18 protein-coding genes are annotated in these 14,974 nt (G+C 41.2%); 5 read left to right on the forward strand and 13 right to left on the reverse strand.

The features are described 5' to 3' along the window. The first annotated feature begins 299 nt into the window (after positions 1 to 299). A complete protein-coding gene (mutT, locus tag KAN5_RS16430) occupies positions 300 to 695 on the forward strand; it encodes an 8-oxo-dGTP diphosphatase MutT (protein WP_244390128.1) in 396 nt (131 codons plus the stop codon). A gap of 115 nt (positions 696 to 810) precedes the next feature. On the opposite strand, the gene yjgA is transcribed toward mutT, so the two are convergent. Beyond that, positions 811 to 1,338, reverse strand: a complete 528-nt coding sequence (gene yjgA, locus KAN5_RS16435) for a ribosome biogenesis factor YjgA (RefSeq protein WP_016710094.1) — start codon at positions 1,336 to 1,338, stop codon at positions 811 to 813. A gap of 145 nt (positions 1,339 to 1,483) precedes the next feature. Here yjgA and pmbA point away from each other — a divergent pair, with 145 nt between their 5' ends. Continuing rightward, positions 1,484 to 2,833 carry a metalloprotease PmbA gene (gene pmbA / locus KAN5_RS16440; RefSeq protein ID WP_138555345.1) on the forward strand — a complete coding sequence of 450 codons (1,350 nt, stop codon included), beginning with the start codon at positions 1,484 to 1,486 and terminating at the stop codon, positions 2,831 to 2,833. Between the two features lie 560 nt (positions 2,834 to 3,393). Next, positions 3,394 to 3,810, forward strand: coding sequence for a VOC family protein (locus KAN5_RS16445; protein ID WP_244390129.1), 417 nt, complete (start codon positions 3,394 to 3,396; stop codon positions 3,808 to 3,810). Positions 3,811 to 3,863: 53 nt separating this feature from the next. Here KAN5_RS16445 and KAN5_RS16450 read toward each other — a convergent pair whose 3' ends face one another. After that, positions 3,864 to 4,523: a LiaF domain-containing protein gene (locus tag KAN5_RS16450; protein ID WP_138555000.1), complete on the reverse strand. Its 660-nt coding sequence runs from the start codon at positions 4,521 to 4,523 to the stop codon at positions 3,864 to 3,866. Positions 4,524 to 4,865: 342 nt separating this feature from the next. On the opposite strand from KAN5_RS16450, the gene KAN5_RS16455 reads away from it, so the two are divergent. Continuing rightward, positions 4,866 to 5,429, forward strand: coding sequence for a BON domain-containing protein (locus KAN5_RS16455; RefSeq protein ID WP_016710089.1), 564 nt, complete (start codon positions 4,866 to 4,868; stop codon positions 5,427 to 5,429). Between the two features lie 53 nt (positions 5,430 to 5,482). After that, positions 5,483 to 5,641 (forward strand): YqaE/Pmp3 family membrane protein, encoded by a 159-nt coding sequence (locus KAN5_RS16460; protein ID WP_016710088.1) that lies wholly within the window; start codon positions 5,483 to 5,485, stop codon positions 5,639 to 5,641. 866 nt (positions 5,642 to 6,507) lie between these two features. Here the strand turns inward: KAN5_RS16460 and mgtE are convergent. The 11 genes from mgtE to KAN5_RS16515 form a co-directional block, all read right to left on the reverse strand. Further along, a complete protein-coding gene (mgtE, locus tag KAN5_RS16465; RefSeq protein ID WP_016710078.1) occupies positions 6,508 to 7,866 on the reverse strand; it encodes a magnesium transporter in 1,359 nt (452 codons plus the stop codon). 117 nt (positions 7,867 to 7,983) lie between these two features. Then, entirely contained in the window at positions 7,984 to 8,256 is a 273-nt protein-coding gene (locus KAN5_RS16470) for an HPr family phosphocarrier protein (RefSeq protein ID WP_016710077.1), read from the reverse strand. 27 nt (positions 8,257 to 8,283) lie between these two features. After that, positions 8,284 to 9,126: an RNase adapter RapZ gene (gene rapZ / locus KAN5_RS16475; RefSeq protein WP_016710076.1), complete on the reverse strand. Its 843-nt coding sequence runs from the start codon at positions 9,124 to 9,126 to the stop codon at positions 8,284 to 8,286. 177 nt (positions 9,127 to 9,303) lie between these two features. After that, positions 9,304 to 9,756: a PTS IIA-like nitrogen regulatory protein PtsN gene (gene ptsN / locus KAN5_RS16480; protein ID WP_016710075.1), complete on the reverse strand. Its 453-nt coding sequence runs from the start codon at positions 9,754 to 9,756 to the stop codon at positions 9,304 to 9,306. Positions 9,757 to 9,760: 4 nt separating this feature from the next. Next, the gene (gene hpf / locus KAN5_RS16485) at positions 9,761 to 10,048 is read right to left on the reverse strand and encodes a ribosome hibernation promoting factor (RefSeq protein WP_016710074.1); all 288 of its coding nucleotides are present in this window, start codon (positions 10,046 to 10,048) and stop codon (positions 9,761 to 9,763) included. 28 nt (positions 10,049 to 10,076) lie between these two features. After that, a complete protein-coding gene (locus KAN5_RS16490) occupies positions 10,077 to 11,573 on the reverse strand; it encodes an RNA polymerase factor sigma-54 (protein ID WP_016710073.1) in 1,497 nt (498 codons plus the stop codon). A gap of 66 nt (positions 11,574 to 11,639) precedes the next feature. Continuing rightward, positions 11,640 to 12,365, reverse strand: a complete 726-nt coding sequence (gene lptB, locus KAN5_RS16495; protein WP_016710072.1) for an LPS export ABC transporter ATP-binding protein — start codon at positions 12,363 to 12,365, stop codon at positions 11,640 to 11,642. Next, on the reverse strand, positions 12,362 to 12,895 hold the full coding sequence (gene lptA / locus KAN5_RS16500) for a lipopolysaccharide transport periplasmic protein LptA (RefSeq protein WP_016710071.1): 534 nt from the start codon (positions 12,893 to 12,895) through the stop codon (positions 12,362 to 12,364). Before lptA ends, lptB begins: the two co-directional genes overlap by 4 nt. After that, positions 12,885 to 13,439 (reverse strand): LPS export ABC transporter periplasmic protein LptC, encoded by a 555-nt coding sequence (lptC, locus tag KAN5_RS16505; RefSeq protein ID WP_016710070.1) that lies wholly within the window; start codon positions 13,437 to 13,439, stop codon positions 12,885 to 12,887. Before lptC ends, lptA begins: the two co-directional genes overlap by 11 nt. Then, entirely contained in the window at positions 13,436 to 13,987 is a 552-nt protein-coding gene (kdsC, locus tag KAN5_RS16510; RefSeq protein ID WP_138555744.1) for a 3-deoxy-manno-octulosonate-8-phosphatase KdsC, read from the reverse strand. Before kdsC ends, lptC begins: the two co-directional genes overlap by 4 nt. Then, complete coding sequence (locus KAN5_RS16515) at positions 13,987 to 14,958, reverse strand: KpsF/GutQ family sugar-phosphate isomerase (RefSeq protein WP_016710068.1); 972 nt, start codon at positions 14,956 to 14,958, stop codon at positions 13,987 to 13,989. The genes kdsC and KAN5_RS16515 overlap by 1 nt, the downstream gene beginning before the upstream one ends. Positions 14,959 to 14,974 lie beyond the last annotated feature (16 nt).

The raw sequence follows: 14,974 nt of genomic DNA on the forward strand, positions 1-14,974 counted from the left end.
AAACTCGCGCCTACGGGTTTACACCGGTGTTTGGGTTTATTGTAGGCGCGGCTTTATGCCGCGCAAAAGGTTTAAGTGAATTATTCACAAAGAAGTAAAGAGGCGCTGCGCTTTAGAGGAGAAAGGTAAAAGTTAAAAGGTTAAAGGTTAGGGTCTTGGGAAGTGACTAGGAGCCAGGTGTTTTCATAGCCCGTAACTCGCAGCCCGTAACTCGTAGCCCGTAACCCGTAACTCGTAGCCCGTGCTTTATGCCACGCGGTTTTTTGGCGGTGTAGATTAATAATAAAGGTAAGATGATAATGACTAAAGAAATTGTGCATGTAGCGGTGGGGGTTATCAAAGCGGGTAACACTTTATTTATCTGTAAGCGTCCAGATGATAAACACCAAGGTGGTTTATGGGAGTTTCCAGGTGGTAAAGTGGAAGATGGCGAAACCGTTTTTGCAGCACTGCAACGTGAGCTTCAAGAAGAAGTTGGTTTAACAATTAATAGCTCAAGTGAATTGATGGTGATTGAGCATGATTACGGCGATAAATGCGTAAAACTCGATGTGCATTTAGTGACTGACTTCAGCGGCCAGGCTCATGGCGCAGAAGGCCAGCAAAGCTCTTGGGTTGCTATTGAGCAGTTAGATGAATATAACTTCCCTGCTGCAAATGTAGAGATTATAGAAAAAATAAAAGAGTCTTGTTAAGCCATATCCCGCGTTCAAAAAATTCTAACCTATGTGAGGAAATATAACTGCTATAACAGTTAATAAGTAATTGCCTATAAAGGGGTTTTATAGGCAACTCAGCGCTAAATGTAGTTTAGCGCATGATGCTTTCCTTAAGGTACTGAAATAACTCTTTGTAGCTTTTGGCTGGTTTTTCAGCTTTTACTTCTTTTGCGGCATTGCGTACTAATTGACGTAGCTTTTGACGCTCAATAACAGGGTGCTCTTCAATCGTTTGATTAACTAAATCATCACCTTGCGTAATTAAGTCTTCGCGTAACTGCTCAATTTTTTTAATCAAAACCTCTGCTTGGTTGTTTTTATTGAGCATAATATCGATGATAGCTTTGATCTCTTCGATATTTTCAACAGTACGTAATGTTTTAGCTATGTAATTTAAATGACGACGATACGCATCACTTTTGTTGCTGATTTTATCTGCGACTACCATGGCTTCTTTTAAATCATCATTTAAGGGTAAGCGTTCACGCTGTTTTTTCCCCATTTTGGCAATTTCTGAACCTAACTGATGAAACTCTTGCGCTTCGCGCTTTAGTTCACTTTTTGATATATAGATAATTTCTTCTTCAATTTCAGCAGGCTTGCCTTTTTTCTTCGCCATGGGGTACTCATATGATAACGTTAACTGCGGTCATTATACGTGATTCTTTTAATGATTAATATTAGCTGATGCAATGCGGTGAGTGTGTTAGCATTTAAGTATTATGATTGCGCCCGTAAAACGCTCTAAGCTCAGGACTAAAAAGATGAAAAGCCAACAGCAAGATCCTATTTATACTCAAATTTCTCAAATTAAAGATGCCGTTGCAGAAGTTTTAGAACACGCTAAAAAACTTGGCGCCACAGGCGCTGAAGCTGCTATGTCGAGCACATCAGGTTTATCGGTAAGCACACGCATGGGGGAAGTTGAAACCATCGAGTTTAATCAGGATGGTGGATTGGGGATCAGCGTTTATGTTGGTAATCATAAAGGTTCAGCATCAACGGCTGACTTAAGCCCAAAAACATTGCGTACAGTGGTCGAAAAAGCCATTGATATTGCTAAATTTACCTCAGATGATCCGCATAATGGTGTTGCTGATAAGGCACTTCTTGAGTTTGCTCCACTTGATTTAGATTTATATCATCCGTGGGATGTTAGTCCTGAACAGGGAATTGAGCTGTGCCATACTGCTGAGCAGGCTGCACTAAACGCTGATGCGCGTATTGTTAATTCAGATGGCGCGAGTTTTTCATCACACCAAGGTCTACGAGTGTATGGTAATAGCCACGGCTTAATTACCGGTTATCCGCGTACGCGCCATAGTATTAGTACCATGGTGATTGGTAAAGATGGCGAGCAAATGCAACGAGATTCAGCCTACACGGTCGCGCGTGACCAAGCTGGTTTGAATAGTGCCGCAGCGGTTGGGCTTGAAGCCGCTCATGAAACATTAGCAAAACTTAACAGCCAAAAATTAGGCACCATGAAAGTACCAGTGGTTTTTCGTGCCGATATTGCTAACTCATTATTTGGTCACCTTGTGTCGGCAATTGGTGGTGGTGCATTATACCGAAAGTCGAGTTTCTTACTTGATAGCCTTGGCACACAAGTGTTCAATAACTGCGTTAATATTTCAGAACGTCCGCATATATTAAAAGGCCTAGCGTCTTCACCATTTGATAGTGAAGGGGTAAAAACAATTGACCGCGAAATCATTCAAGGCGGTGAGCTACAAACTTACTTATTAGCAAGCTACGCAGCGCGTAAGATGAATATGACACCTACCGGTCATGCAGGTGGTATTCATAATTGGCTAGTTGAACAAACCCATGCTGACTTAGCGGCCTTGTTAAAAACCATGGGCACTGGCTTATTAGTGACTGAATTAATGGGCCAAGGAGTTAATACCGTAACAGGTGATTACTCGCGTGGCGCCGCTGGTTTTTGGGTTGAAAATGGTGAAATACAATACCCTGTAAGTGAAATAACCATTGCAGGTAAACTGCAAGATATGTTTAAAGGTATTAGCGGTATAGGTGGCGACATAGAGCGTCGTGGCGGTATTCAAACCGGCTCTGTATTGGTTGAGCAAATGCAAATAGCGGGAAGTTAGGTTAAAGCTTTAAGTCATAATTTTTTAAGCTATAAGTCCTAAGTTTTAAGCAATAAGTTTTGCTCGGTGCCTGAATTTGCGTAGGCGCGGCTTTATGCCGCGCATCAGCGGGAAAGGTTAAAGATGCTAGGGAATATGCTTTTGTAGGTCGGGCTTTAGCCCGAAAAAGTAAAATATTAATTTTTTGGTTTCTCATTTCCTCTCATTGTTTTCTCTTTGTGTAAAAATGTTTATAGGCGCGGCTTTATGCCGCGCATCAGCGGGAAAGGTTAAAGATGCTAGGGAATATGCTTTTGTAGGTCGGGCTTTAGCCCGAAAAAGTAAAATATTAATTTTTTGGTTTCTCATTTCCCCTCATTGTTTTCTCTTTGTGCAAAATGTTTATAGGCGCGGCTTTATGCCGCGCGGTGTGAAGATTCATGGCTAAAGCCATTTCCTACGTCATGCTGTTAACCTAGACCCCCCATTTTTATTATTTCATTTTTCATAAAAAACACTTTACCTCAACTTTGCTTGAGGTTTTATTGTGCCTTTAATTACTCAAATAAAGGAATTTTATTATGTATTTAGAGCACGTGAATTTAGTTGTTGATGATGTTGAAGCTATGCTGCATTTTTATAAAGCCGCTTTTCCACATTGGTCTATAAGAAGCCAAGGTGAAGGGGCGTGGCATGGAAAACCGCGAAAATGGTTGCACTTTGGTGATGACCGACAGTATTTGGCACTAAGTGATAATGGTGAACAACGTAATCGGGATTTAACGGGCCATCAAATTGGTTTAGCGCATTTTGCATATGTTACAAATAATATTGCAGCGGTTATTTCGCGTTTAGAAAGTGCGGGTTACCGTATTGATAAGCGTGGCGCGGAAAACCCTTTTCGTAAAAATGTTTATTTTATCGATCCGGCTGGATTTGAAATTGAGTTTGTGGAGTACCTAAGTGACATTCCCAGTGAGCGTAATAATGATTTATAAAGCGATTAAGTAACTCGCGGCTAGCGTGTAGATAGCTGGCCGCTTTATCGGCTTTACGAGCGCTTATTCATATCTTGCCAGCTGGTTTTGAGGCTGTTGGCGAAGGAGATAAACTTTTCTTTAATGGTTCGCTTGATTTTAATTTCTACCGAGCCAAGCAACACTTTACCTTCGATAGTAATAGTTGGTCCTTGCTGCTTGTTCAGTGACACAGATGTATTTTCAACACTGCCAATAATACTAAATAGTTTTGATACAACATTAACGTGCTCTGGAACATAAATTTGGTCACTACCAAGCAAGCAATTAACATAGAGGGTGATATTTTGATGCTGGAATATGGCATCAGTAAAATCAAGTTCAATCGAACCTAGCAGGTTAGTTAGGTGAATTTCTTTGGGTACGACCCATTGACCACTGCGCTCATTTGATCCCAATATGCTGCGTAGGTGCAATGCTTCATCGTTGTTTTTATTACTGTAATTTGGGCTAAACTGTGCTCTTTTTTCAGATTGATAGCTACTATCAGTTGTTAGTTCAAGGTCACTTACCAAATCAATTAAGGTTTGGTTATCTTTAGCTTCCATCGCTTGGTCTAATCGGCGCTCAAAAGCCTCTGCTGAAATAACCGCATGGCTGTAGTTATAAATTAATTGATCAATAACTTGTTCACGCACTTGCTCAATTGGGCGATCTTCTAGTTTTACAGGCATGGTGTATTCCTTTTTAGTGAAGCAGTTGCTGTATATGTACTATTACTAAGTTCAACTATAACTAAGCAAGGCTTAGGCCATTATTAATTGCAATAAAAATCAATCTGTTAGATTTTATGAAACTAAAATGGTTCGTTATATTAACGACAGATTAACGAATAATGTTATTAAATAGTTAATTTTGCAACGACCAGAATAAATTACCGAATAGTCGGTAAATTATTACCAAGACAAAACACACTGTTGTCACATTTATTCTGTAACACTCTGATTTTTATTGTTTTAAATGTTGGCCTGATGTTCGCATTAATCATATTGTCTTTAATCAAAAGGAGAAAGATTATGAAAACATTTAACAAATCTATTATTGCAGCGTTAGTTCTTGGTACAACAGCAATGGGTGCTCAAGCAAGTAGCTGGGAAAATGAAAGTAAAGATGCTTGGATTGATGGTAAGGCAGAAACAGTTCTTCTAATGAACACTAACTTAAACAATTTTGACATTAACACTGATGTAAAAAATGGCAAAGTTGTACTCACTGGTAAAGTTGAAAGTGAGCTTGATAAAGAGCTAGCCGAAGAGCTTGTATTAAGCCTTGATGGCGTAACTGATGTTGATAACGAATTAACGGTTGTTAAAAATGTCGAAGCCAAAAACAAGAAAATGAAATCTGATAGCACTGAAAGTGACTTAACTGACGCTAAAATCAGTACTGTTATCACAACTCGTTTCTTGTTCAACTCTGAAGTAGGTGGTACTGATATCGACGTTGATACCGATAAAGGTGTAGTTACACTCAAAGGTACTGTTGAATCTGAAGCTGAAAAACAGCTTGCGGTGAAAATTGCCAAAAATGCTGAAGATGTTCGTGATGTGATTGATGAGTTAACAATCGTCGCTGAATAATCTATAAGTCAAGAATGCCCAGCTAGGCTGGGCTTTCTTATGGAGTAAACAATATGGACTTAATTCGTATTATATTTTCAGTATTGATCCCGCCACTGGGTGTTTTTTTACAAGTGGGCTTAGGGATACAGTTTTGGATTAATATTTTGTTAACATTGCTGGGGTATATTCCAGGCTTAATTCATGCAATTTATATAATTGCTAGGCGTTAAGCGCGCAATGTTCAATAAAACAAGGATGGGCAGCCTTATGGCAAGGAGAAATATTATGGACAACATATTAAGGAAAAACCAACAAGGAAGAACAGTCAGTGTTACGCCACTGTGGACGGCACAGCAATGGAAGCAGTTAATGGATAAGGCAACAAGGAGTGAAGCCAAAGCAACAAGGAGCGGGCTTTAAATTATAAGGAATTTACTAGGATGTTAAATACCGAAAAATTATAAGTGCATGCTACTTTTAAACGCAGAGCATGCACTTATAACCTTCCCATAGAATATCTCAAAACTAAATTAGTATCATATAAGCTATAAGCGGTCGGCTTTAGCCACTAAAGGTGTAAGGTAAAAGTTATTAAAAGGCGCTAGGCTTTAGGGAAGTGACTAGGGGCTAGGATTCGTAGCCCGCAGCCGTTACCCGCTGCTTTTTCTCTGTGTAGCGAAGCGCCTCGCTGCTCTTTGTGGTAAAAATTGTTTGTAGGCTCGGGTATCCCGAGAGAAAGATTTAAGTGATTTATTCACAAAGAGGTTAAGAGGCGCTGCGCTTAAGAGAAAGATATAAATGGGTATGTCTTCTCATTTACTCTCATTGTCTTCTCTTTGTGTAAAAAGTGGTTTTTGTCGGAGCTGGCTTTAGCCGCGAAGGTGTAAAGTAAAAGGTGCTAGGATGCGTAGCCCGTGACTTTTATTTTCGGTGGTGAGTATAAACCTGCGCGAGGTAAGCTCGCGGCTACAGGTTTGCACCGATGTTTGGGTTTATTGTAGGCGCGGCTTTATGCCGCGCTTAAAAGGCGCTAGGTTCTAGGGAAGCGACTAGATACTAGGGCCTAAAACCTAGCTTCTAGAACCTCTATTCCTATCTAGACTAACAACCAAGTTGCGGTGCCGAGAAAGGCAAAAATGCCTACAATATCAGTTACAGTAGTCAACACTACACTACCAGCTAGTGCAGGGTCTATTTTCATTTTCTTTAACAGTAGTGGGATACTTGCGCCGGCGACGCCTGCTGCGACTAAATTCATAAACATGGCAAAGGCGAGTACGCCGCCGAGTTTAAAGTCCCACTGCCATAGTGCGACTACACCTGCTATTAAAATTGACCATACCATGCCGTTTATAGCGCCGATCGCGAGCTCTTTCATTAGTAAAAAGCGTTGGTTAGTTTGGTTAATATGACCTACAGCGATACCACGGATCACTAGAGTAAGTGTTTGGCTACCAGCTACGCCACCCATTGAGGGCACAATCCCGTTGAGTACAGCTAGGATCGGTAGAATCGCTAAGGTGTTTTCAAAGAAGCTTGCTACAATTGCAGCGAGCAACGCGGTTAATAAGTTAACGCCAAGCCATACTGAGCGCTTTTTCGAACTTTTTAATACTGGGGCGAAGGTATCTTCTTCGTCGTCAAGACCCGCTAAGCTCAATAAGCTGTGCTCTGCATCTTCACGGATAACGTCAACGATATCATCGATGGTGATCCGGCCCAGCAGGTGGTCGTTATCATCAACAACAGGTGCAGATATCCAGTTATGGCGTTCGAACAATTGGGCTACTTCACTTTCATCCATGGAAATAGGGATTGATTCACAATCTTCGTCCATTAATTCGCGAATAACTTTATCCGGCGAGTTGGTGAGTAGCGTGGTGAGCGACATTGCGCCTAAAAAGCAGTTGTGTTTATCAACCACATAAAGGTCATCAGTGCCTTCAGGCAGTTCGCCACGTAAGCGTAAGTAGCGCAGTACCACGTCAATAGTGACATCGGGACGAATAGTGACCGTATCGGTATTCATCAATGCGCCAGCTGAGCGCTCTTGATAGGAAAGCGCTTGAGTTGCCCGCTCACGGTCTTGGCTATCCATGGCGCTGACAACGTCTTGGTAGACTGTGTCAGGTAAGCTACGTAATACTTCCCCTAAGTCATCGTGACTCATGTCTTCGGTCGCCGCAGCAATATGCTCTGGCGCCATTTGGGCAATGATCCCTAGGCGAACATCTTCAGAAAGCTCTTCGAGTACATCACCTTGTACATCTGGATCTACCAGTTGCCAGAGCAAGGTACGAATTTTATGCGGCGATGATTCTAGTAGTAAAGCTGTGTCACAGGGAGCTGTTTTTGCCAACATACGCCTTACTTGAACAAATTGACCACTGTTAAGTGACTTGGTCACTTGCTTTAGTTGTTGTAGTGGGTAATCTTGTTCAAAAGCTTCTGGCATTGGCGTCCTTAAATAATAAATACATTTAATTGGTGGGATGAAACTTTGATAATTACACTGGTTGCGTTGACCAGTAGCTTATTAAGTTTAACGTAATTTTATTGTGCTGACTATGGACTATTCTTGCTCGTTAAAGCGGTGCGCAATCAGCTCTCCAATAGCAGCAAGTGCGAGTTCGGCATCGGGCCCTTCACACACAACTTTAACTTCTTTACCTTGGCTGCTTTCTAATAACATTAGGCCTAGAACACTGTCGCCAGCGGCTTGTTTGTCATCTTGGTGAAGTGTGATACTGGCATCAAACTGCACGGCTAACTGTGCTAATACACTGGCTGCGCGGGCATGTAATCCAAGTTTGTTTTTTATTAAAAATGTATCTTCTAAGCGCATCCACATTCCTTACTGTAACAGTGGTTGTTATTCTTGCTCGCGATGGCGAATTTTTACATTGCTGTGGCTCATTGAAAAGCTTTCGCCAATGGTTTGCGCTAAATAAACCGAACGATGTTGGCCACCTGTGCAGCCGATTGCAATGGTTAAATAACTGCGGTTATTACGTTCTAAGTGCGGTAACCAGGTTTGTACAAAGGTTTGGATCTGCCAAGTGAATTTTTGCACAATACTGTGGCTGGCTAAGTAATCTTTAACTGGTTGATCAAGACCTGTCAGTGGCTTTAGCTCAGGCTCCCAATGCGGGTTAGGTAAAAAGCGCGCGTCAAATACATAATCCGCTTCTTTTGGAATACCATGTTTAAAGCCAAACGATTCAAAGGTGATAATTAGCTTTTTATCTTTTTTACCTAAAATCTTTTCGCGAATCGTCTCGGCAAGTTGATGGACACTTAGATCAGTGGTATCTAACATAAAGTCAGCACGTGTTGTTAACACATCAAGTAATACTTTTTCTTGTTTGATGGCTAAATCAAGCGGCAATGAATCTAAAGAAAGTGGATGCAAACGGCGCGTTTCAGAAAAACGTTTGATCAGTGTTTGATCATCACAATCTAAATAAAATAATGTTGGATTGGCAAAGCCGGGTAAGTACTCAAGAATGTCGTTAAATTCTTCTTGTTCTTTGGGTAAGTTACGAACATCAATACTAACAGCAATTTTGTCGTAATTATCAGAGACACTACGAACTAATGAAGGCAGTAAGTTTACAGGGATATTATCGACACAATAATAACCAAGATCTTCAACTACACGCAGGGCAACCGATTTACCTGAGCCAGAGCGCCCACTGATGATGATTAACTCCATGTAAACTCTCCTTCACTTAATAGCAATTTTATTAAAAACATGATCACTCTAGCTGGTTAAATAACTCATTAACGTTATTAAAAATTATGTGTACAGAATAACTACCTGTCATAATTTTTCCTTGTTATTGAACTACTTTGTACCGCCATAATAGATCACTAACGCAAGAGGTATGACTTACGATTGCTCAACAATAACGTGATATAAATCTTGATCTGTTTTCGCGCTACGTAGTTGTTTACAAAAATCTTTGTCGTTAAGTTTATCAGCAATTGTGGCTAACGTCTTTAAATGAAGTTGACTATCACCCTCTGGTACGATGAGAGCGACAAACAGATCCACAGGGCGATTATCAATTGCGTCAAAATTAATAGGCGTTTCGCTCACTAAAATGATTGCTAGTGGATTTTCAATACCACTCATTCGACCATGAGGAATGGCAATGCCACGACCAATACCAGTACTACCTAGTTTTTCTCTAGCGAGTAATGCATCGAGGATTTCTTGTTGTGATAGCTGAGGAAGTTGTTCATGAGCCAATTGGCTGATAAATTCAATGATCCGTTTTTTGCTATTAAAAAGGACCGCAGTTTTACTGCAGTCCTGGCAAATAAGTGAGCTTAATTTCATAGTGTTAGTGTCGAGCGTGCTTCTCTTTGTGTTTGATTACTTGACGGTCGAGCTTGTCGATTAGTCCGTCAATGGCTGCATACATGTCTTGATGTTCAGTTGAAGCAAATAACTCAGCACCACTGACATGGATGGTGGCTTCTGCTTTTTGGCTTAGCTTTTCTACGTCAAGAATAACATGGACATTGTTGATGTGATCAAAATGCCTCTCAAGCTTCGCAAACTTATTGTTTACATAGTCTCTTAATGAATCAGTAATTTCTACGTGACGACCAGTTAAATTTAGTTGCATAAGCATTTTCCTTTTTTGATTTTACGCCTTAAATCAAACTCTTTCTTTGATTTGACGGTGGAATAGCCAGTGACTCGCGGTATTTTGCAATAGTCCGTCTAGCTACTTTGATACCTTGCTCTGCCAATATATCTGCAATTTTACTATCACTCAATGGTTTCGCTGAGTTTTCTGCGCTAATCAGTTTTTTGATTAGTGCGCGAATAGCTGTCGATGAGCATTCGCCGCCATTTTCAGTGCTAACATGGCTTGAGAAAAAATACTTTAACTCAAAAATACCACGCGGGGTATGCATGTATTTTTGGGTAGTTACACGAGAAATTGTTGACTCATGCATCTCTACCATTTCAGCAACGTCATTGAGTACCATAGGTCGCATGGCTTCAGGGCCATGTTCAAAGAAACCTTGCTGCTGTTTTACGATGCAATTGGTTACTTTGAGCAATGTGTCATTGCGACTTTCTAGGCTTTTTATAAACCATTTAGCTTCTTGCAGATGCGAACGAATAAACTGACTATCAGTGCTCGACTTTACTGAGCGCGACATAGCTGCATATTGGCTGTTCACTCTGATTTTTGGCATGCTGTCTGGATTAAGTTCAACCACCCAGCGGCCTTTAATTTTTTTCACTGATACGTCAGGAATAACGTATTCTGACTCTTCTCGTACTATGGTATCCGCAGGCTTTGGATTTAGGCTGTGGATCAGAGTCATCACTTCTTTTAGTTCATCTTCCTTAAGCTTAGTCTTTTTCATCAAAGTGCGATAGTCGCGACTAGCTAATAAATCGATATGATCAGTTAAAATCATTTTTGTCTCATTAATCCAAGGGGTTGCCGGATCAAATTGATTTAGCTGAATACATAAACACTCTTGTAGACTGCGAGCCGCGATGCCTACAGGGTCAAATAATTGGATACGTTTTAAAACCGCTTGTACTTCGTCAAGTTCGATTTCTTCTTCGTTGTTGCCTTGATTTAAGCTCTCTACAATGTCTTCACAGCTAAGCGTTAAAATACCTGAGTCATCAATGGCCTCAACAATTGCAATGGCTATTGCTTCATCTGTAGGGCTAAATGGAGTTAGCTGTAGCTGCCACATTAAATATTCATGCAAGGTTTCTGTTGAGGCGCCTTGATATATAGATTCGTCCTCTGGCATTGGGCCTGCTGAGCTATTTGGTGCAGCGCTCATGTACTCATCCCATGTGACATCCATCGCCATTTCATCACTGAGTGTTTCTTTGGTGAGTGCTTCGCTGCTTTCTTGTTCGTATTCGCTGGGCTTGTCATCTGCTGAGGCGCTAACGGTTAAGTCGTCGTTATCTTGCTTTTGCTCATTCTTGCCCGCCGTGTCGTCTGAATACTCATGCTCTTCTAGCTCTAGTAACGGATTGCTATCTAACGCTTCTTGAATTTCTTGCTGCAGATCCAATGTGCTGAGCTGCAATAAGCGGATAGCTTGTTGCAGTTGCGGTGTCATTGTAAGTTGCTGGCCCATGCGCAGCTGGAGTGATTGCCTCATGTATCTCTAACAATCCTTTTATTGTTGTCATTGTTAAGTTTAGCAGATGCTTAGCCAAGTGTGGCTTTATAGCCTAAATTGCTCACCTAGGTAAACATCGCGAACTGTTTGGTCGGCGAGTACATGCTCAGGTGTGCCTGATGCAATTAACTCCCCATGAGAAACTATGTAGGCTTTTTCACAAACATCAAGAGTTTCTCGTACATTATGGTCGGTGATAAGCACGCCAATACCACGGTTTTTAAGGTGTTCAATAATCTTCTTTATATCTAACACTGAAATTGGATCAACACCAGCAAAAGGCTCATCTAACAAGATAAATTTTGGGTCTGCGGCTAATGCACGGGCAATTTCAACACGACGACGTTCACCGCCAGATAGGGCCATACCTTGGCTGTCGCGAATATGTTGAATGCTAAATTCATCAAGTAAGCTGTCAAGAGCTTCTTCTCTTGCTTGTTTTTTAAGGTCTTTTCGGGTCTCTAAAATAGCCATCAAATTTTGATAAACAGTCAATTTACGAAAAATTGATGACTCTTGCGGTAAGTAACCAATCCCCAAGCGAGCGCGACTATGCATTGGCAGTAAGGTGATGTCGTTGTCATCTATACTGATCTTGCCTTTGTCGCTAGGCACTAAGCCTACAATCATATAAAAGGTTGTGGTTTTACCCGCACCATTTGGGCCCAGTAAGCCAACAATGCTGCCGGCGGTAACTTCTAAGCCTACACTTTTGACAACTTGGCGACCTTTGTAGCTTTTAGCTAAAAATTCAGCTTTTAATGTACTCATGGCTGGCCTTTAGATTTGTCTTTTTTGTTACTTACCGGTACTAAAATAGTGTGCACGCGATCATTTGAGCTTTCGCCTTTTTCGGCGCTGATAAGCTGTTGGTCCATGTCGTAGGTAATGCTTTTAGCATTAATTTTTTGCCCTGCTTGAGTAACCTGCGCATCGCCAATTAAGGTTAAGTAGCGCTTGGCAACGTCGTAACGAACCTCTTTAGCGCTGGCGCTCATAATTGTGCCATCAGCTTGTTTTTCTTCAAAATAAGCTGGACTTCCTGTGGCTACAAGCAGTTGTTTATTGTCGCCTAAGTCTTCACGTTTGTGTACTTCAAGGCGATCAGCTTTAATACGGCGGTTACCATGAATAATTTCAACGTTGTTTTCAAAAATACCGATGTTATCTTTTAACTGGGCAAGTTGTTTGTCTGCACTGATCGATACTTGGTCCGCAGGTGGTAAATTAGTCTCAGCAAAGCTTGCAAAGGCCATGAATAAGCTTGGTATAACAAGCAAGTGAGCAAATTTATTGGTCATAATATATGGTTCGCGTATGGTTAATTAGTTCTACCACTTCGGCTTTTAAGTCGGCATTGAGGCCGCGCCCAGTGATCTTTAAATTTGGCCCAATCAATTCTACAGGTTGTTCAGAGCTCATGGTTTGTAGTTCAATATCAACCTGAATGTTATCTGCATTGATGTGCTCAATCATGGCATTGTTGGTCAGGTTTTTAGCCACCACATTGCCTTCTAAAATTAATTGATGGTTTTCATATAAAGTGGCTTCGTTTGCATTAATTTGCCACGTTTGTTGTTGATTATATAAAGTAAAAATAGGTTGCTCAAAGTAAGTGAAGCCTAACTGTTGATAGAGCTCCATTTTTGCAGCGGTTACTTTGTGGCTAATTTTACCTTGTTCATCAAATGCTGTTTGTTTTAATGCTACGGCAGTGTAATCGGGTTTTGCTATTATATCTTCTTGGTTTTGTGGTGCATTTGTTGGCTGATTAAAATAGGGAAACCACAACCACACCATGCAAGCGACGAACAATACGCATAATATTAAACGCGCACTATTCATGAGCTAGTCCCTTCGCTTGTTAGTGACTTACCATTTTCAAGCATCAATAAATCAGTGAGCTCACGCACTGCACCAAAACCACCTGGTAGCATGGTTGTATAATGCGAGATGCGTTTTATGAGCGGGTGTGCATCATTCACTGCTACAGCAAAACCGACTAATTCCATAACCGGCATATCTGGTCCATCGTCACCTATATAGGCTATTTGCTCATCTGTTAACTGCAATTTATTTTTGAGCTGTTGATAAGCTTGCAACTTGTTTTCTTGACCTTGATAAATATGCGCTACAGTCAGGCTAGTCATTCGTTGCTGAACTATCTGTGAATGACGGCCAGTGATCACTGCCACTTCAAAGCCACTGTTGATTAAGGCTTTAATGCCAAAGCCATCTTTAGTATTAAAGGCTTTGAGTTCTTCACCATGATTACCTAAGTAAATACGGCCATCTGAAAATACACCATCGATGTCGCAAATAAGCAGTTTAACTTTTTGCGCGCGACTACGGGCATCATCACTAAGCGGCTGGTATAAATCAGCAAACTGCATTATAAAACTCCTGCTTTGAGCAAGTCTTGCATGTTGAGTGCACCAATAGGGTGTTGATTATCGTCAATCACAATTAAGCCGTTGATACGCTTATTTTCCATAATATTGAGTGCCTCTGCTGCCAACATATCAGCGCTTGCTGTAGTACAAGAGCGGGTCATTACTTCGCTGATTAAGGTGCTATGAATATCAACCCGCTGCTCTAAAATGCGGCGTAAGTCACCATCAGTAAATAATCCTGCAAGTTGGTTGCTATCATCAACAATGGCGGTCATCCCTAATCCTTTGGCTGACATTTCAATTAATGCATCTTTAATACATTGTTTATCATTAATGATAGGTGTTGCAGTCCCCGTGTGCATAATATCTTTTAAGCATAGCAGTAGGCGTTTACCTAAGCTGCCACCTGGGTGCGATAATGCAAAGTCGTCGGCGGTAAAGCCGCGGGTCTCTAACAAGGCAACGGCCATAGCATCACCCATTGCAAGCATTGCAGTAGTGCTTGCTGTAGGGGCTAGTCCTAATGGGCAGGCTTCTTGACTTACTTTTGTACACACATGGGCATCTGCCCAATTCGCCATTGACGATGCAGGGTTTCCAGTAATGGCAATCATTTTTGCGCCAATTCGTTTGATTACTGGAATGATATTCAGTACTTCGCTGGTTTCACCAGAGTTTGATAACAGCATGACGACATCATCGCGGGTTATCATTCCTAAATCGCCGTGGCTTGCTTCACCGGGATGAACAAAAAACGCAGGTGTACCTGTACTTGCCAATGTTGCTGCAATTTTATTACCGATATGACCTGATTTTCCCATGCCAACAACAATGATCCTGCCATGACATTGATATATCAGCTGGCAAGCTTGATTAAAGTTTTCGTCTAGGTATTGGGCTATCTCAGTTAGTGCTTGGCGCTCGATATCGAGTACCCGCTTACCTTGTTCAATAAAATTTAACTGCGTCATGTGTTGTCCATTTTTT

Source organism: Pseudoalteromonas sp. KAN5 (assembly GCF_022846535.1).
In the GTDB taxonomy this organism is placed as follows: domain Bacteria; phylum Pseudomonadota; class Gammaproteobacteria; order Enterobacterales; family Alteromonadaceae; genus Pseudoalteromonas; species Pseudoalteromonas haloplanktis.